The 16,820-nt window shown below is 61.5% G+C and carries 17 protein-coding genes; 13 read left to right on the forward strand and 4 right to left on the reverse strand.

Going from position 1 to position 16,820, the window contains the following annotated elements:
- Window position 1 precedes the first annotated feature (1 nt).
- Together queA and tgt are read left to right on the forward strand one after the other, a co-directional pair.
- Complete coding sequence (gene queA, locus ACYQ1P_RS08170) at window positions 2–1,033, forward strand: tRNA preQ1(34) S-adenosylmethionine ribosyltransferase-isomerase QueA (protein WP_460019852.1); 1,032 nt, start codon at window positions 2–4, stop codon at window positions 1,031–1,033.
- A complete protein-coding gene (gene tgt, locus ACYQ1P_RS08175) occupies window positions 1,030–2,154 on the forward strand; it encodes a tRNA guanosine(34) transglycosylase Tgt (protein ID WP_460019853.1) in 1,125 nt (374 codons plus the stop codon). The genes queA and tgt overlap by 4 nt, the downstream gene beginning before the upstream one ends.
- On the opposite strand, the gene ACYQ1P_RS08180 is transcribed toward tgt, so the two are convergent.
- On the reverse strand, window positions 2,151–2,366 hold the full coding sequence (locus ACYQ1P_RS08180; protein WP_460019854.1) for a DUF3126 family protein: 216 nt from the start codon (window positions 2,364–2,366) through the stop codon (window positions 2,151–2,153). The genes tgt and ACYQ1P_RS08180 overlap by 4 nt on opposite strands.
- A gap of 145 nt (window positions 2,367–2,511) precedes the next feature.
- Here ACYQ1P_RS08180 and ACYQ1P_RS08185 point away from each other — a divergent pair, with 145 nt between their 5' ends.
- Window positions 2,512–5,211, forward strand: coding sequence for a DUF748 domain-containing protein (locus ACYQ1P_RS08185; RefSeq protein ID WP_460019855.1), 2,700 nt, complete (start codon window positions 2,512–2,514; stop codon window positions 5,209–5,211).
- Window positions 5,211–5,702 carry a xanthine phosphoribosyltransferase gene (gene gpt, locus ACYQ1P_RS08190; RefSeq protein WP_460019856.1) on the forward strand — a complete coding sequence of 164 codons (492 nt, stop codon included), beginning with the start codon at window positions 5,211–5,213 and terminating at the stop codon, window positions 5,700–5,702. The genes ACYQ1P_RS08185 and gpt overlap by 1 nt, the downstream gene beginning before the upstream one ends.
- A gap of 79 nt (window positions 5,703–5,781) precedes the next feature.
- Here gpt and ACYQ1P_RS08195 read toward each other — a convergent pair whose 3' ends face one another.
- Window positions 5,782–6,501: a pyrimidine 5'-nucleotidase gene (locus ACYQ1P_RS08195; RefSeq protein WP_460019857.1), complete on the reverse strand. Its 720-nt coding sequence runs from the start codon at window positions 6,499–6,501 to the stop codon at window positions 5,782–5,784.
- Window positions 6,502–6,623: 122 nt separating this feature from the next.
- Here ACYQ1P_RS08195 and ACYQ1P_RS08200 point away from each other — a divergent pair, with 122 nt between their 5' ends.
- From ACYQ1P_RS08200 to ACYQ1P_RS08210, 3 genes are all read left to right on the forward strand, one after another.
- Window positions 6,624–8,318 (forward strand): sensor domain-containing diguanylate cyclase, encoded by a 1,695-nt coding sequence (locus ACYQ1P_RS08200; protein ID WP_460019858.1) that lies wholly within the window; start codon window positions 6,624–6,626, stop codon window positions 8,316–8,318.
- Window positions 8,315–9,589, forward strand: a complete 1,275-nt coding sequence (locus ACYQ1P_RS08205) for a DUF2336 domain-containing protein (RefSeq protein ID WP_460019859.1) — start codon at window positions 8,315–8,317, stop codon at window positions 9,587–9,589. The genes ACYQ1P_RS08200 and ACYQ1P_RS08205 overlap by 4 nt, the downstream gene beginning before the upstream one ends.
- A gap of 174 nt (window positions 9,590–9,763) precedes the next feature.
- Window positions 9,764–10,171 carry a hypothetical protein gene (locus ACYQ1P_RS08210; RefSeq protein WP_460019860.1) on the forward strand — a complete coding sequence of 136 codons (408 nt, stop codon included), beginning with the start codon at window positions 9,764–9,766 and terminating at the stop codon, window positions 10,169–10,171.
- Between the two features lie 64 nt (window positions 10,172–10,235).
- Here ACYQ1P_RS08210 and ACYQ1P_RS08215 read toward each other — a convergent pair whose 3' ends face one another.
- Complete coding sequence (locus ACYQ1P_RS08215; protein WP_460019861.1) at window positions 10,236–10,481, reverse strand: HypC/HybG/HupF family hydrogenase formation chaperone; 246 nt, start codon at window positions 10,479–10,481, stop codon at window positions 10,236–10,238.
- 98 nt (window positions 10,482–10,579) lie between these two features.
- Between ACYQ1P_RS08215 and ACYQ1P_RS08220 the strand changes: the two genes are divergently transcribed.
- The 6 genes from ACYQ1P_RS08220 (at window position 10,580) to ACYQ1P_RS08245 (ending at window position 16,413) form a co-directional block, all read left to right on the forward strand.
- Window positions 10,580–11,068, forward strand: coding sequence for a hydrogenase maturation protease (locus tag ACYQ1P_RS08220; RefSeq protein WP_460019862.1), 489 nt, complete (start codon window positions 10,580–10,582; stop codon window positions 11,066–11,068).
- 208 nt (window positions 11,069–11,276) lie between these two features.
- On the forward strand, window positions 11,277–11,648 hold the full coding sequence (locus tag ACYQ1P_RS08225) for a hydrogenase expression/formation C-terminal domain-containing protein (protein ID WP_460019863.1): 372 nt from the start codon (window positions 11,277–11,279) through the stop codon (window positions 11,646–11,648).
- Window positions 11,649–11,663: 15 nt separating this feature from the next.
- Window positions 11,664–12,755: a hydrogenase small subunit gene (locus ACYQ1P_RS08230; RefSeq protein ID WP_460019864.1), complete on the forward strand. Its 1,092-nt coding sequence runs from the start codon at window positions 11,664–11,666 to the stop codon at window positions 12,753–12,755.
- Between the two features lie 3 nt (window positions 12,756–12,758).
- On the forward strand, window positions 12,759–13,418 hold the full coding sequence (locus ACYQ1P_RS08235) for a hypothetical protein (RefSeq protein WP_460019865.1): 660 nt from the start codon (window positions 12,759–12,761) through the stop codon (window positions 13,416–13,418).
- Entirely contained in the window at window positions 13,415–14,698 is a 1,284-nt protein-coding gene (locus ACYQ1P_RS08240) for a (Fe-S)-binding protein (RefSeq protein ID WP_460019866.1), read from the forward strand. The genes ACYQ1P_RS08235 and ACYQ1P_RS08240 overlap by 4 nt, the downstream gene beginning before the upstream one ends.
- The gene (locus tag ACYQ1P_RS08245; protein WP_460019867.1) at window positions 14,695–16,413 is read left to right on the forward strand and encodes a nickel-dependent hydrogenase large subunit; all 1,719 of its coding nucleotides are present in this window, start codon (window positions 14,695–14,697) and stop codon (window positions 16,411–16,413) included. Before ACYQ1P_RS08240 ends, ACYQ1P_RS08245 begins: the two co-directional genes overlap by 4 nt.
- A 6-nt stretch (window positions 16,414–16,419) precedes the next feature.
- Here the strand turns inward: ACYQ1P_RS08245 and ACYQ1P_RS08250 are convergent, their stop codons facing one another.
- Window positions 16,420–16,713, reverse strand: a complete 294-nt coding sequence (locus ACYQ1P_RS08250; protein ID WP_460019868.1) for a hypothetical protein — start codon at window positions 16,711–16,713, stop codon at window positions 16,420–16,422.
- Between the last annotated feature and the right edge of the window lie 107 nt (window positions 16,714–16,820).

Consider the following 16,820-nt stretch of genomic DNA (forward strand, 5'->3'; position numbering starts at 1 on the left):
CATGGATGTGGACCTGTTTGATTTCGACCTGCCCCGCGATTTGATTGCCCAGCGCCCGGCGGTGCCGCGCGATAGCGCCCGGCTGCTGGACGTGGGGGCGTTCCTGGCCGACCGGGCGATGGCCGATCTGCCCGGCCAACTGCGCCCCGGTGATCTCTTGGTATTCAACGACACCAAGGTCATTCCGGCGCGACTGAGCGGCCTGCGCGGTGAGGCCAAGGTCGAAGTTACCCTGCATTTGCAGCAAGGCCCCGATACCTGGCGGGCCTTTGCCCGTCCGGCCCGCAAGCTGCACCCTGGCGATGTGATCCGATTCAACGAAGAATTCACCGCCCGAGTCACCGACAAGGGTGCGCGCGGCGAGGTGGGGCTAACCTTCGACCGGGCCGGGGGCGACCTGATCGCCGCCCTGGAGCAATGGGGAATCATGCCGTTGCCGCCCTACATCCGCCAGGGCCGGGGCGATGCCCGCGACCGCGACGATTACCAGACCCTGTTTGCCACCCGCGAAGGGGCGGTGGCGGCCCCGACGGCCGGGCTGCATTTCACCCCCGACCTGTTGCGACACATTGAGGAACGGGGGGTCAAAAATTCACGTCTGACCCTGCATGTGGGGGCCGGGACCTTCCTGCCGGTCACCGTGGATCGGGTGGAAGATCATGTGATGCACGCCGAATGGGGGGAGGTTTCCCCGGACGTGGCGGCGGCGGTCAACGAGACCCACGCTCAAGGCGGGCGGGTCGTCGCGGTGGGCACCACCTCGCTGCGGCTGCTGGAATCGGCGGCGGACGAGACGGGCGTGGTGCAGCCGTTCCAGGGCGAAACGGATATTTTCATCTATCCGGGCTACCGCTTCCGGGCGGTGGATCTGTTGTTGACCAATTTCCACCTGCCGCGCTCGACCCTGTTCATGCTGGTCTGTGCCTTCGCCGGGACCTCGCGTATGAAGGCGGCCTATGCCCATGCGGTGGCGGCGGGCTATCGGTTTTATTCTTATGGGGATGGCTGCCTGTTGCAGCGGGGGGACGCATGAGCATCGGATTCGACCTTCTGGCCACCGACGGGGCGGCCCGCCGGGGCCGCTTGCGCACCGCCCATGGGACGGCGGAAACCCCGGCCTTCATGCCGGTGGGCACCGCCGGGACGGTCAAGGCCATGTACCCGGAAGACGTGGAGGAGACCGGGGCGGAAATCGTCCTCGGCAATACCTATCACCTGATGCTCCGCCCGGGGGCCGAGCGGGTGGCGCGGCTCGGCGGTTTGCACGACTTCATGAATTGGCCGAAGATCATTCTGACCGATTCCGGCGGCTATCAGGTGATGTCCCTGTCCGATCTGCGCAAACTCACCGAGGACGGCGTGACTTTTCGTTCCCATGTGGATGGCTCGTCCCATCACCTGACTCCTGAACGATCGGTCCAAATCCAGCATCTGTTGGATTCCAACATCACCATGGTGCTCGACGAATGCCCGAAGTTTGGCACGCCGAAGGATGAAATTGCCAAGAGTCTGAAGCTGACCAGCCGCTGGGCCAGACGCTCCCGGGAGGCGTTTCTGGACCGTTCGGGCTATGGGCTGTTCGGCATTGTCCAGGGCGGCGTCCATGCGGACCTGCGGGCCGAAAGTGCAGCCGACCTGATTCACATCGGGTTCGACGGCTATGCGGTGGGCGGACTGGCGGTGGGCGAGGACCAGGAAACCATGCTCCGGGTGCTCGATTTCACGTTGCCGCTGTTGCCGGTGGATCGTCCGCACTACCTGATGGGCGTCGGCACTCCAGCCGACATCGTCGAATCGGTGCGTCGGGGGATCGACATGTTCGATTGCGTCATGCCGACCCGCTCCGGGCGCACCGGACAGGCCTTCACCCGGCGCGGACCGATCAACCTGCGCAACGCCCGGCACAAGGACGATCCCCGCCCGTTGGAAGAGGGCTGCGGCTGTCCGGCCTGCGGCAACTATTCCCGCGCCTATCTGCATCATCTGGTGCGCAGCAAGGAGATCCTCGGGGCGATGCTGCTGACCTGGCACAATCTCCAGCACTATCAGGATCTGATGCGCGACTTGAGGGCGGCCATCGAGACGGCGAGCCTGGACTCCTTCGCCGCCCGCTTTCACGCCACCCAGGAACGCGGCGACATCGCGCCTGTTTAGAGGTCTTCCAGGTCGATATCCAAAATGGTCATGACCATGGAATAGGATACCTCGCCGTCGTCCTCGTCCCGGTGCAGCACGCCGATGAAATCCTCGCCGATCATGACCTCGACGGGGGCATTGGGTTTGGACGGCGGGATGATGCTGATTCGGTTGTTGTCGAAGGTTTTGCGCAGGTAGCTCTGCACTTTGCCGATTTCGTCAGGCTTCATGAGAATCGAGTCTCCTTTTCGAGTCGGCGGATTTTATAATGGATCGGTGGAAAAATGCAGCCCCTGCCGTGCAGGTGGCTTGTATTCGTCCGGCAACAGGGCGATGTTCCCGATAGGAAAATGCCACTCAAGGACCCTTATGGACATGGCGGAAAGCGCACCCTCCCCAACCCGTCGCCCGCGTTGGCCCTGGATCACCGGCGGCATGCTGCTGGCGCTGCTGCTCGCTGTCGGCGGGCTGTTTCTGGCCTCGGCCCCCCTGGCGGCCTATCTGGCGGAGAAGGAATTGCGCGCTCTGGGTCTTGATCCGAAGGGCCTGGAAACGTTGCGTCTGGATTGGTGGAACCATGAAGTGCGGCTGGGGCCGGTGGCCATTGGCCGGGCCGGGCAGGTTCCCCTGGAGGTCCGCGAACTGGGGCTGGTCTATGACATCAAGGCCCTGTTCGACCATCGTGTCCGGGTGCGGCGGGCGATCCTGCATGGGGCGGATCTGCATCTGGAGCGCAATGAATCGGGCGCTTTGTTGCTGAACAAGATTCCCCTGGCCGACCTGATAAAAAGCCCGTCCGACGTGTCGCCGCCACCGCCAGACGCCGTGACCTGGCTGGTCGGCCTGGATCACTTCGAACTCAAGGACAGCCGCGTTAAGTTCGACGATCTGGCCAGCGGACGGACTCTGGCTTTGAATGCCCAACAACTGGATCTGAAGGGCTTTTTCGGCTGGACCCCCGATCAACCCGGGACCTTCGCCACGACCGCACGGATCAATGACATGGTCTTGGCGATGGAGGGCACGGCGACGCCGTTTGCCGAGACCCTCCGTCTGACTCTCAAGGGCAGCCTTGATGAAATAACTCTGGCAAAGCTGCAACAAGCGGTCGGAGATTTGGGGTTGATCAAACAAGCGGGCAGCTTCGGTCTGCGGTGGGATCAGCAGGGATCGCTGTCCCCCAATGCCGACTTGGCGCTGACAGGAAGCCTAGCATTGCTGGGCGAGGAAATGGACCTGGAATATCCGAATATCGGTGCCCTTACCCTGTCCAAGGGCCAGATGCATTTTGCCGGTGAAACTGAATTGTCGACCGCACAAGGGCTGGCGGTGCGGGGGTCGCTTTCCATGGCGACAGCGGCCGGGGCATGGGAGCAAACGGATTCATTGGCCGCGACACTCGAAAAGCTTTCGCTCCAAATGGCGAAACTGGATCTGGAGCGCTCCGCCGAGGGGGTTTTGGCGTTCAAGGGTCAACCCACGTTAGCCGTTGAAAAACTGGCTCTCACCACGCCTGTGGAAAGCACGCTGGGGCGCGGGACCCTTGCCCTGACCGACCTGACCGTACAGCAAACTGCCGATCAAACCTTGGATCTACAAGCTGTTGGAAGCCTCGACCTTGCGGAGATCAAGACGGTTGTGCCGAAAAAGGGACAACAGGCGGCGGTCTCTGTTGAGGTGGCCCGTCAGATATCGCCCTTCAAGGCCTCGGTTCATCGTCCCATAGAGGGCCTCTTGGACTGGCAGGTCGAGCTTTCGACGGATCTGGAGTCGTTACGAGCCAGTCTCGACGATGGAGCCGCCGCCCGTCTGCAAATGAAAGGCCTGTCGCTCGATAACGTCACCCTCCATGGGGTGAACGACATTCGTGTGGGTCAGATCTCGGGGCGAGGTTTGGACGCGACCTTGACCGATAAAATGGCGGCGCTCTCGGGAGGAGACGAGGACCCGGCCAAGGACCCTTCGGCGACCCCTATCGTCCTGCGGATCAGCAAAATATCATTGGATTCCGACAGTCGGCTGACGCTGATTGACGGATCGGTGGTGCCACCTACTCAAGGCACGTTCGATATTGAAACCCTGAGTCTCTCCGATCTGGCGCTTGATGACCCGGATCAGGCAGCACGGTTGGACCTGCAAGGCAAAATCAATAAGTTCACGCCATTAACTCTGAGCGGTTGGGCCAAGCCGTTTGGCCCGAGCCTGTCTTTTGACATGAACGGCAATATTGAGACACTGGAGTTACCGACCCTGTCGCCCTATGCGGCGCAGGCGGTGGGCATGAACCTGGACGGGGGGCGGTTGACCGCCAATGGCTCTGGTAAGGTTGAAGGTGGCATTCTCGACGGCAAGTTAGATCTGCAACTGGACAAACTGGCCTTTACGCCGCTGTCCGAGGAAGACCGAAAACGGCTGTCCGATCAGGTCGGCATGCCGGTGGAAACCGTGGTCGGGCTGCTGGAGGATTCCGACGGACGGATCAAGCTCACCCTGCCGGTGAAGGGCGATCTGGCGGCGCCCGAATTCGATTTGAGCGACGCCATCAATCAGGCCGTGGGGGGTGCCATCCAGGCCGCCGCCGGTGGCCTTTTCAAGGTCCTGTTCCCGCCCGCCGCACTGATTTCGTTGATCATTGAATCGGAAAATGGCGGTGTCAGCTTCAAGCCGGTGGTGTTCGATGCCGGATCGGCGAAGCTGTCCGCCACTGTCATCACCCATGGCGATAATCTGGCGCTGGTGCTCCAGGAACGCCCCAAGCTGTCCATCCGGTTGTGTGGGCGGGCGACCGGGGCCGATTTCAAGGTGATGGCCGCCGAGGCGCGCGCGGCGGCCCTGGCGCAAAAAATCGCTGCGGCGCCGAAAGCCAAAACCCCGCCTGAGCTGACGCCGGAAGACCTGCTCGCTCTGGACCAACAGCTACAGGTGCGGCTTGGCGAATTGGCCGTGGCCCGGACCCGCAATCTGAAACAATATTTGATCGAAAGCCATGAACTGGCGGCGGATCGGCTGGCGGAATGCCGCAGCCTGTTTGACGCCAAGGACACCTTAGCCCCGAGAGTGGAGGTCACCTTCTGATGCCTGCCCCCATCGACGAAACCGACGGATTGATCGTCACCTGGCCCGACGTGCACCGGGATGCCAAGTATCTGGTGCGCAAACTATTGTCCGATCAGACCTGGAAAGGAATCGTCGCTTTGACTCGGGGCGGTCTGGTCCCGGCAGCCATTGTGGCCCGGGAAATGGAAATCCGGCTGATTGATACCCTGTGCATCGCCACCTACGAAGAACAGGAAATGGGGGCGCAGGCGAAAATCCTCAAAGCCCCCGAACAGGCTGTGGCCGAACAGGGCGCGGGATGGTTGCTGATCGACGATCTGGTGGATACCGGCACCACCTTGCGGGCGGCCCGGGAACTGCTGCCCAAAGCCCATTTTGCCACCTTGTACGCCAAGCCCGAGGGCCAGCCGCTGGTCGATACCTTTTTGCACGAGGTCCCGCAGGCGCAATGGGTGTTCTTTCCCTGGGATACGGATTTGCAATATGTGGTGCCGCTGTCACGGCGGTAGGCAGGCCGCCGGATGGGGCGGCCGATGCCGCTCGTTTAGTATGCTGTCCCCCTAATACCTGGGTTTGCCGGGCATTTCCTCAGCCGCCAACCGCATCCCCCACCATCGCCGCCAGCCAGGCCGAGAGATCATCGGTGGCATGGTGGATATAGTCCGGGTGATGGCCGTCGCGGCCGAAGTCGGAGCCGGTGTCGATCCACAGGGTGGTCATGCCCAGGGCATGGGCCGGAATCAGATTGCGGGCCATGTCTTCGACCATCACCGCCCGGGTCGGCGAAATACCGTGGCGGCGGATCAGGGCGTCATAGATCGCCGGGTCAGGCTTGGGCACGAAGTCGGCGGCGAAAATGTCGAACACCGCCTCGAAATGGTCACCGATGCCCAGCCGATCGAGAATGCGCGCCGCGTGGGCTTCGTCGGCGTTGGTGAAGATGATCTTGCGTCCGGGCAGAGCGGCCAGGGCGCGGCCCAGCCGGGGGTCGGGGCCGATCACCGACAGGTCGATGTCATGGACGAAATCCAGGAAATCGTGCGGGTCGATGTGATGACGGTTCATCAGCCCGCGCAGGCTGGTGCCATAGTCGCGAAAATATTGCTTTTGAACTTTGAAGGCTTCGTCCTCGGGCAGATCCAGCAGCCGGGCGATATAGGCTTTCATCAGCACATCAATCTGATCGAACAGACATGCCGAATGGTGATACAGGGTGTTGTCCAGGTCGAACACCCAGACCGCCGCATCGCGCAGGCCGTGCGGATAGGCCAGGGGGGCAGGCTTGGACGAGGGCTGTGGCGCGTTCATGCCCCTTCATATAGGCCGGGTCGGCTGTGGACGAAAGACTTGATGTGAGAGGCAAGGCTTGCCGGGGCCGTCGAGGGCTTCTAAAATTCCCCTCCAATCCATAAGAATCGTGACCGCCCCACATGTCCGACACCCCACAGCACACTGCCGAAGCCCTTGAAACGGCGCCCTTATTGGACGGCAGGGGGTTGCAACTCATGCTCGACGGGGCCGCCGGACCGGCCCTCGCCCTCAGGGCCGACGGAACGGTCGTGGCCACCAACCGGGCCGGTGCCGTGTTGGCCGAGGCCTTGAGCAGCGGGACTCCGGCGGATTTTCGGGATCAGGTGTTGAGCGCCGTGCGGGGCGACGGTCCGCTGACCGGCAGTTATAGTTTCGACCAGGGCGACAAACCGCTGATCCTGGAGATCCAGTTGTTGCCCCTGGCGCCGCCGCTGCATCTGCTGCTGGCCCGCGATGTGACCCTGGAACGTAATCTGCGCGCCGCCCTGGTGGATTCCCGCGAACGCTTCAAGGATCTGGTGGAGGCCTCGTCGGATTTTGCCTGGGAAGTCGGGCCGGAGGGGCGGTTCGTCTATGTTTCGCCGCGCGGGGCCCTGGGCTTCGAGGCGGCGCGGCTGATCGGCCATGCCCCCTCGGAACTGCTCAAGAAGGGCGGTGATACGCGCAACCCCTTTGTTTCTCATAGTGAAGTGGAAGAGGCCGAGGTCTGGGTGCGGCGGGCGGACGGCACCCGCGCCTGCCTGATCGTCACCACCGTGCCCTTGTTTACCCAAGACGGAATCTGGCGCGGCGGACGTGGGGTGTGCCGCGACGTGACCGCCGAACGGGAAAAGGATGCCGCCCTGGCCCGGGCCCATCAGCGTGAGCAAATTCTCAATAGCGTGGTCGGTGCCATCCGCGACGAGGTGGACCCGCAGGACATGCTCGACGTGGCCGCCCTGGCCACCGCCCGCGCGATCCATGCGGATGGCGTGCGCATCTATGGCAGTGACGGGGCCGGGCATTTTTTCCTGGTCGCGGAACAGGGGGAGCATGCGGCCGATGAGATTCTCAATGAAGCCGTGCGGGCGGTGCGGGCCGATCACCGGGTGCTTGAATCCACGGGCGGGGAATTGATCTTGCTGTCCGCGGCCACCCCCTATCAGCGCGAAGTCAACGGTGCCCTGTGTGTCTGGCGACGTTCGGAGGGTCAGCCCTGGAGCGATGACGACCGCATCATCGCCGGTGACGTGGCCAACCGGCTGGGGATCGCCCTGGAGCAGTTCAACAACCACGAGCGGATTCTGAGACTGTCGCGGACCGATGGTCTGACCGGTCTGCTCAACCGCCGGGCCTTCTTCGAGGAGGAACTGCCGCGGCGGCTGAAGAAGTCCCAGCGGCCCGGCGGAGGCGGCGCGCTGGTCTATGTGGATCTGGACAACTTCAAGCGGGTCAACGATGTGCATGGTCACCAGAAGGGCGACGCGGCGCTGCTCAAGGTGCGCGATATTCTCGACAGCCATACCCGGGCCTCCGACCTGCTGGCCCGGCTCGGCGGTGATGAATTCGTCCTGTGGCTCGACCGCATCGAACCGGAGGTGGTCCGCCAGCGGGTCGATGTGCTGCATGAATCGGCCGCCGAACTGGCGGTTTTTTCGGGCGATGCGGCGCACCCGTTGGGGTTCTCGGTCGGTGTCGCCCTGTATGATCCGCTGATTGAGGAAACCATGGAGTCGTTGGTGGCCCGCGCCGATGAGGCCATGTACCGGGTCAAGAAGCGTGGCAAGGGCGGCATCGAGATTTCCCTGCCCACCGCGACGGGAGGGGACGCATGAGCAAAGAACTGGACAAGCTGATGAAGGGGGGCAAGGGGGGAAGCCTGAGCTACGAAGAATCCCGCGCCCTGGCCAACCATGATGATCCCGACGTGCGCCGCGCCCTGGCCGCCCGGTCCGACGTGCGCCCGGAAATCCTGTATTATCTGGCCGAGGATGACAATCCCGAGGTCCGGCGCACCATTGCCGGCAACAGCGCCACGCCGATCCTGGCCGATCATCTGTTATCGACAGACGGCGATGAGGATGTGCGCAGCGATCTGGCGGCCAAGATTGCCCATCTGGCCCCCGGCCTGAGTCCCTTCGAAACCGGCAAGATCGAATTCAAGGCCTATGAGATCCTGGAAACCCTGACCCGCGATCAGGCGGTGCGGGTGCGTCGGGTGATCGCCGAAACCCTGAAGGATGTGGCCGGAGCCCCGCCGGAGGTGATTCGGCGGCTGGCCCACGACGACGTGCTCGAAGTCTGCGGTCCGGTGCTGCAATTCTCCCCGGTGCTCAGTGACGCGGACCTGTTGGAGATCATCGAGGGGGCGCCGGTGCAAGGCGCGCTGGGGGCCATCGCCCGCCGCTCGGCGGTGGCCGAGGTGATTGCCGATGCCGTGGCAGCGACCGACGATGTTTCCGCCATCACCGACCTGCTGGGCAACCCCTCGGCACAAATCCGCGAGGAAACCCTGGACGCCATCATCGACCGGGCCAAGGAGGTCCGGGTCTGGCACAAGCCGCTGGTCGAACGGCCCCGATTGCCTTCCAAGGCAGCCCGCCGACTGGCCGGGATCGTCGCCCACCGCTTCCTCAAGACCCTACAGGAACGTCAGGACCTGGACCCGGAAACCGCCCAGGCGGTGCGGGCCGAGGTGGAACGTCGGCTCGACGAGGAACCGGACGACTCGGAAGAGGAGGATGCCTTGTGGGACGATCCCGACGCCGCGCGGGTGGAGGAGGCGGAGCGGCTCTACGAGGCGGGGCTGCTGAACGAAGACAAGGTCATGGAACTGTTGATCCAGGATCGGCCCGCCGGAGAGGTGGCCCTGGCCACCCTCTGCGGTCTGCGTCCGCGCACCGTGCGCAAGGTGCTCGACGGCGGCGTGCCCGAGGCGGTGGTGGCCCTGGCCTGGAAGTCCGGCCTCAGCGCCCCGTTCTGCCTGTTCCTGCAAGACGATCTGCTCGACTTGGACGCAAACAGGCGTCTGCCCCTCACCGAAAACGGCAGCTTCCCGCTTTCGGACGCCGACATGGAATGGGAGGTGGGGCTGTTCGGGAAGTGAGATGGCGCGAGGCACAAATTACAGCCCCCATAAAAACATAAGGTAGAAATTTTGAATCCGTTGAAGCTCATATGAGACATATGAGATCAGAATCTATACAACTCATTTGTGTTTGATAAAATGATATGATATACTGATTAATGTTGACGTGAGTCGTTCATGTAGGAGGTTGCCATGACTAATTTTGTAATGGGGAATCTCAATAAGCCGAACGCCAATGGAAGCCATGGTCACCCAAGAGATAAGCTTTTGAGGTCATTGGGATACCAGAAAGAGGCATATGAAGCGATCGAGGTGAATGGAGAGAAAGACTTTAGCACAATGGTTGGCTGTACCTCTAAAAAGATACGCCCCTGGTGGTTCAAGGAAGCGGGTGGTCCCTATGGGATACGGGTTTACTATGGAAACAGGGTCCTGGACATCAACGGGAATTCCGATGTGATTGTTGGCGATGATAAGGAGATGATCCCGAAGGCCATCGACTGGCTATTGGAGCAAGTGGAGGCCGGGGCCTTTGATCAATCCTTGAACAAGGTGGTGGAGGAAATGTCCGTCCGCCGCAAACAGGCCGAAACAGACTAACCCATGGAAATCCGCTCGCGGGCTTGAGAGCCGGACCAGGTGCCGAACGCCGAAGCCTTGATCCTCAGTCTCCGTTGGCGGTGTTTTTCTCCGGCGTGAGGATTTCCCGGAACAGATTCTGGGACTCCCTGGCTTCGTCGGGGGGGACGGTGCGGAAGATCACCCCCCGCGAGATCAGGACATAGTCACCTGGTTTGGGGGGCTCGTGCAGCATGCGGTCGACCTTGGCGGTCCGCCTGTGGCCGAACACCTCGCAAAGGGCCTCGCTTTCGTTGACCTCTAACACAAGCATGGGGACAGCAAGGCACATGGCAGGGATCTCCGCCGCAAAATGGATTTGACCGGACGAGCGGTCTGGTCCGTGATATATCGTCTCGCCTTGCAACCCGCAAGCACTGGGGGATTCCCATGGGAAACGATGCAAGGGGCATTTTGGTCCTGGGCCTGGGCAATCTGATCCTCTCCGACGAGGGGATCGGCTCCGTTGTGGCGCGGGTATTGTCCGAGGGCGCTGCGCTGGACGCCGAGATCATGGATGGCGGCACCACCGGTCTGCGACTGCTACCGGAAATCGAAAATCGGACGGGAGTCATTTTTGTTGATGCGGCGAATTTGAAGGCAGAGCCTGGAACCCTGAAGGTTTTTGAAGATCAAGAGTTTGACCATTTCCTCAACCGGATCACGCCCAGCGCCCACGATGTGGGCCTGCATGACTTGGTCACGACCCTGCGTCTGACCGGCACGATCCCCGCCCGACGGGCCCTGGTGGCCGTCCAACCGGGCCGTCTTGATATGGGCGACTCGTTGAGTCCCGCCGTGTCCGAGTCGGTGGAAAAAATTTGTGACGCGGTACGCACACTCGTGACGGCCTGGACCGGCCAAATCACAGCGAAATAGAGTTATACATTAGGGGTGCTGTGCGCAGGAATATTGCGTTGCACCTTAAATATTTTTAATAACATAATTTAAATATGTAATAGTATACCATTACAGATATTACACTTTCCATATATTCGCAAAGCGTTATATCATATTTATCTAAGCGTTCGGCATCTTAGATCAAGGCTGTACCCCGCATTATCATGCTGCGGTGCAGAACAAAAAAATGTCCGGTAGGGTATCAGGTGCGGTTGAGGCCATTCTCAACCAATTGAGTGAAGACTTGGAGCGTCTGGTCACAGACGGACTCCAGACCGCCATCGACCTCCGCACCCTGCCCCTGACAGATCCTGAAATCATCCAGCTCATTGAGTTTCTTGGAGAAGGCGAAGTCTCCGCCACCGTCCAGGCCCAAGGGCACAGCGACGTGCGGGAAACCGTCTATCCCGGTCTGTGGCTGGTCACCCATTTCGATGGGGCCGACCGCCAGCAAAGTCAACTGATTGAAATCACCGACATACCCGAAATCCTGAAGACCCAGAGGGCCGATGCCCTCGCGGGCCACAAGGCGTTGCAACAACGCCTGAAAACTGACTAGTCGTGGAGGACTGGCATGGGGAATAATAAAACTTTATCCGAGGTGCTGCGAAGCCGGGGCGTGAGCCGACGCGGTTTCCTCAAATACTGTGCGGGGTTGGCGTCCATCTTGGCGCTGCCGCCCGCCTTGGCCCCCAGAATCGCCGCGGCGCTGGAATCCCAGCGGCGTCCGTCGGTGATCTGGTTGTCCTTCCAGGAATGCACCGGCTGCACCGAGGCCCTGACCCGGTCGCATGCGCCGACCCTGGAGGAACTGATCCTCAACGTCATTTCGTTGGACTATCACCATACATTGCAAGCCGCATCCGGCCATGCGGCGGAAGCGGCCCGCGAACAGGCCATGCATGACAACAAGGGCAAATACCTGGTGTTGGTGGATGGCTCCATTCCGCTGGGCAACCCCGGCTTCTCGACCATCGCCGGCATTTCCAACAAGGATATGCTGATGGATACGGTCAAGGACGCGGCGGCAGTGGTTTCCATCGGGACCTGCGCCGCATTCGGCGGTCTGCCCAAGGCCAATCCCAACCCGACGGGTGCCGTGGCGGTGTCCGATTTGGTCAAGGACAAGCCGGTGATCAACGTGCCCGGCTGCCCGCCGATCCCGGTGGTGATGACGGCTGTCCTGGCCCACTACCTGACCTTCGGGACCCTCCCCGAATTGGATGCCAGGGGTCGGCCCAAGGCTTTCTATGGCGAAACCATCCATGACCGCTGCTATCGCCGCACCTTCTATGACCAAGGCAAGTTCGCCAAAGGGTTCGATGATGAAGGCGCGCGCAAGGGCTGGTGTCTGTTCGAATTGGGCTGCAAGGGACCGGTGACCTACAACGCCTGCGCCACAGTCAAGTGGAATGATGGTGTCAGCTTCCCGATTCAGGCCGGTCACGGCTGTATCGGCTGCTCGCAACCGGATTTCTGGGACGCGGGCGGGTTCTATGACGCCCTGTCCATCCCCACCGGTGGCTCTTACACCACCGCCGGTGCCGCCGCCGTGGGCGGCGTTGCCGTGGGCGCGGTGATGGCGGTTGCCAATAGCGCCAAACGCAAGAAGGCCGGCGCGACCCGCGAGCCGGTCACTCTCGAAGATCTGAAGGGGGAGGGTTGAGCCATGACTGGAACTGAACTCCTGCTCTGGGCCAAGGGACCGGGCTTCAACATCGCCCTGATCATCCTTTTGTTCGGCGTGCTGCTGAGGCTGTTCGAAATCCTCTCTCTGGGACGACGGCCCGACCGCTCGGTGCCCAAGGGGGATGCCCGCTCGCAGGGTCTGGCGACCCTATGGAACCGTTTCTTCCCCGGCCACGGCATGCTGATGCTGTCGCCGGTGGTGCATATCGCGGGCTATGTTTTCCATGCCGGTCTGTTCATCGTCCTATTCCTGTTCGTGCCGCATATCCAACTGCTCGAACGGGCGGTGCAGTTCGCCTGGCCGGGCCTGCCCAATGGCGTGGTCGACGGCGTCACCCTGGTGACCCTGTTGGCCATGATTGCCCTGTTGGTGGCCCGCATGAAGGATCCGGTCAAACGGATGCTGTCCGGGTTCGAGGACTATCTGACCTGGGTTCTGACCTTCCTGCCGCTGCTGACCGGCTATCTGGCGGTCAACCGGCTGTTCTATGACTACGAAACCATTTTGGCCCTGCATATCCTGAGCGTCGAACTGCTCATGGTGCTGTTCCCGTTCACCAAGCTCATGCACGCCATCACCTGGGCCTTCGCCCGTTACTACACCGGCGCCATCGCCGGCCGGAAGGGAGCCCACTCATGACCCAATCGTTTGAAAACGGACTCAAGTCCATGATGGAACAGATGGATGCGCCCATCGCGTCTTTCCTGTCCTCCTGCGTGCACTGCGGTCTCTGCGCCGAGGCCTGCCTGTTCTACACCGAGACCGGCGACCCCAAGTACACGCCGATCCACAAACTCGAACCGCTGAAGAAGATGTGGCGGCGGGAATATACCCTGTGGGGCAAGCTCGGCGGCATGGTCGGGCTGTTTCCCAAGGTGACGGCCAAGGACTTCGAAGACTGGGAAGAGCTGGTCTATGACAGCTGCACCATGTGCGGTCGTTGTTCCATGGTCTGTCCGGTGGGCAATGACATCACCTACATGATCCGCAAGATCCGCGAAGGATTCTCGGCCGCCGGGTACGTGCCCGAGGGCATGGCCAAGGCGGGCGTGCGGGCAATGACCGAAATCAGCCCCATCGGCATCAAACCGGCCATGGTCGCCAAGCAATGCGAGAAGCAATCCAAGGAAACCGGCCTGCCCATTGAGATGGATAAGGCCGGCGTCGACTACATGGTGCTGCTGTCGTCCATGGAGGTCATGGGGTTCCCGGAAATCATCGGTGCCATGGCCAAGATCTTCCACCATGCGGGGATCACCTGGACCATCTCGTCCAAGGCCTATGAAGCCACCAACATCGGCATTCAGATCGGCAACAAGGAGGTGGCCCGTGCTCTGGTGCAACGGGTTTACGACGAAGCCGTGGCCCTGAGGGTCAAGGGTGTGATCAGTCCCGAATGCGGGCATGCCTATCAGGCCATCCGTTGGGACGGCCCCAACCTGTTGGGCAAGGCATTTCCCTTCGAGGTCATCCATCTGATTGATCTGTTAGGCCAATTGCAGGCTGCGGGCAAGCTGCCGCTGACCGGCAAGTATCCGAAGAAGATTACCTACCACGATCCCTGCCAGCTCAACCGGCGCGGCGGCCTCGACCGACCGGCCAACAGTCTTATCGACGCGGTGGCCGAAAACTGCATCCCCATGGAGGATGCCGGGGCCTGGGGCTGGTGTTGCGGCGGCGGCGGCGGGGTCTCGGCCAATCACCGGGCCGAGGAACTGCGCTATAAGGTGTTTGCCAAGAAAAAACACCAGATCGAGAAGATCCGACCCGAGGAACTCCTGACCACCTGCGCCAACTGCCGCAACGTCATTGAGGAAGCCCTCGACGAATATGAAATGAACCTGCCTGTCATCGGCCTGACCGAACTCCTGGCGGACTACCTGGACGACGGCGGCAAGCCGGGGGAGAGTGAGCAATGACAAAGCGACTGGTTGTCGATCCCATCACCCGTATCGAGGGTCACCTGCGCATCGAAGCGCAAATGGACGGTGACACCATTGCCGGAGCCTATTCCTCCGGCACCATGGTGCGCGGTCTGGAAATCATCCTGCGGGATCGCGATCCCCGCGACGCCTGGGCTTATGCTCAGCGCATCTGTGGGGTCTGCACCCTGGTCCATGGGATGGCCTCAATCCGTGCCGTAGAGGATGCCCTGAACTATCAGATCCCCTACAATGCGCAACTGATCCGCAACCTGATGATCGCCGCCCAATATGTGCATGATCATGTGATGCATTTCTATCACCTGCATGCCCTGGACTGGGTGGACGTGGTTTCGGCGCTCAAGGCCGATCCCAAGGCAACCTCGGAACTGGCTCAGAGTCTGTCGAGCTGGCCGCTGTCCTCGCCGGGCTACTTCGCCGATACCCAAAAACGCCTGAAAGATTTCGTCGAGCAGGGACAACTGGGCATCTTTGCCGGTGGCTATTGGGGGCACTCGGCGTACAAACTGCCGCCGGAAGCCAATCTGATGGCCGTGTCCCACTATCTGGAGGCCCTGTCCTGGCAGCGCGACGTGGTGGACCTGCACGCCATCTTCGGCGGCAAGAACCCGCATCCCATGTTCCTGGTCGGTGGCGTGCCGACCCCGATCAGCACGGACACGGATTCCGGCCTCAACGCCGAACGCCTTTCCAAGGTGGCCGAGGTGTTGAAAAAGATGCTGACCTTCGTCGATCAGGTCTATGTGCCCGATACCATCGCCATCGCCAGCTTCTACAAGGACTGGTTCAAACAGGGCGAGGGGCTGGGCAATTTCATGTGCTACGGTGATCTGCCGGGCCGTGACATCAACGATGTGGCGTCCTTTGGCCTGCCGCGCGGCGCGATCCTCAACCGGGATCTCTCGACCATCCACGAGGTCGATTTGCACGATGCCGCGCAGGTGGAAGAATACGTCACTCACTCCTGGTATGACTACGAGGGCGGCAAGGACAAGGGCCTGCATCCCTACGACGGCGAGACCAGCTTCAACTACGACGGCCCGACGCCGCCCTATGATCAGCTTGATGTGGAAAAGGGCTATTCCTGGATGAAGGCCCCGCGCTGGAAGGGGCACGCCATGGAAGTGGGGCCGCTGGCCCGGGTGCTGTTGCTCTATGCCAAGGGCCATGAACAGACCAGGGCTTTGGCGGATTCCACGCTGAAAACCCTGGACCTGCCCATTGAGGCCCTGTTCTCCACCCTCGGTCGCACCGCGGCCCGGACGCTGGAGACCAAGGTCATCGTCGATATGATGCACGACATGTATGGGCAGTTGATCGCCAACATCAAAGCGGGCGACATCAAGACCCACAACGAGACCCTGTGGGACCCCGCCACCTGGCCGTCGGAGGCCCGCGGGGCCGGGTTCATGGAAGCGCCGCGCGGTGGTCTGGCCCACTGGATCGTCATCAAGAACGGCAAGATCGACAATTACCAGGCGGTGGTGCCCAGCACCTGGAATGCCGGTCCGCGTGATCCCAAGGGTCAGCCGGGGGCCTACGAAGCGGCCCTGGCCGGTCACAAGCTGGCCAATCAGGAACAGCCGCTGGAGATCCTGCGGACGATCCATAGCTTCGACCCCTGCATCGCCTGCGCCGTGCATCTGACCGGCGAGGATGGCGAGGAATTGTTGCAGCTTAAAGTGACCTGAACAGAGTCACATCCTGCGTTCTTTCCGGGCTCCCCAAGTGGGGGCCCGGTTTTTTTTGACTCCGATGAAGATGGCACAAACGTAGAATGCCATTTCCGCGCGACGGTTACTGATCGTCGAGCCTGAAAGCCGCAAGTTGGCACGCATCGCCCAGGACATCGGCTTGAAAAGCGATGTGACGATGATGAGCCTCAGGTTGTGTCCGGCCAATCGGGCGAACAAGCTCATTCGTCGCGCCGCCTCGCGCAACAAAAGCACACCCCCGTCTGAAGAAATCTCCCCGCCGTCGAAGGCCGCCACAACCTGCCCCCCCTTAATCTCGGCGCGACATACCATCGGATTAACAAAACCGGCCAAACCCGCTGCGGTGATATCACATCCCCGAAACTTGGTCCGAAATCAGAAGA

This window comes from Magnetospira thiophila (assembly GCF_054657015.1).

Coding starts and splice junctions, on each gene's coding strand:
- gpt (WP_460019856.1), top strand. CDS start 5,211: ATGCCTGCCCCCATCGACGAAACCGACGGATTGATCGTCACCTGGCCC.
- ACYQ1P_RS08185 (WP_460019855.1), top strand. CDS start 2,512: ATGGCGGAAAGCGCACCCTCCCCAACCCGTCGCCCGCGTTGGCCCTGG.
- ACYQ1P_RS08245 (WP_460019867.1), top strand. CDS start 14,695: ATGACAAAGCGACTGGTTGTCGATCCCATCACCCGTATCGAGGGTCAC.
- ACYQ1P_RS08200 (WP_460019858.1), top strand. CDS start 6,624: ATGTCCGACACCCCACAGCACACTGCCGAAGCCCTTGAAACGGCGCCC.
- ACYQ1P_RS08240 (WP_460019866.1), top strand. CDS start 13,415: ATGACCCAATCGTTTGAAAACGGACTCAAGTCCATGATGGAACAGATG.
- queA (WP_460019852.1), top strand. CDS start 2: ATGGATGTGGACCTGTTTGATTTCGACCTGCCCCGCGATTTGATTGCC.
- ACYQ1P_RS08220 (WP_460019862.1), top strand. CDS start 10,580: ATGGGAAACGATGCAAGGGGCATTTTGGTCCTGGGCCTGGGCAATCTG.
- ACYQ1P_RS08210 (WP_460019860.1), top strand. CDS start 9,764: ATGACTAATTTTGTAATGGGGAATCTCAATAAGCCGAACGCCAATGGA.
- ACYQ1P_RS08195 (WP_460019857.1), bottom strand. CDS start 6,501: ATGAACGCGCCACAGCCCTCGTCCAAGCCTGCCCCCCTGGCCTATCCG.
- ACYQ1P_RS08230 (WP_460019864.1), top strand. CDS start 11,664: ATGGGGAATAATAAAACTTTATCCGAGGTGCTGCGAAGCCGGGGCGTG.
- ACYQ1P_RS08235 (WP_460019865.1), top strand. CDS start 12,759: ATGACTGGAACTGAACTCCTGCTCTGGGCCAAGGGACCGGGCTTCAAC.
- ACYQ1P_RS08180 (WP_460019854.1), bottom strand. CDS start 2,366: ATGAAGCCTGACGAAATCGGCAAAGTGCAGAGCTACCTGCGCAAAACC.
- ACYQ1P_RS08205 (WP_460019859.1), top strand. CDS start 8,315: ATGAGCAAAGAACTGGACAAGCTGATGAAGGGGGGCAAGGGGGGAAGC.
- ACYQ1P_RS08215 (WP_460019861.1), bottom strand. CDS start 10,481: ATGTGCCTTGCTGTCCCCATGCTTGTGTTAGAGGTCAACGAAAGCGAG.
- tgt (WP_460019853.1), top strand. CDS start 1,030: ATGAGCATCGGATTCGACCTTCTGGCCACCGACGGGGCGGCCCGCCGG.
- ACYQ1P_RS08225 (WP_460019863.1), top strand. CDS start 11,277: ATGTCCGGTAGGGTATCAGGTGCGGTTGAGGCCATTCTCAACCAATTG.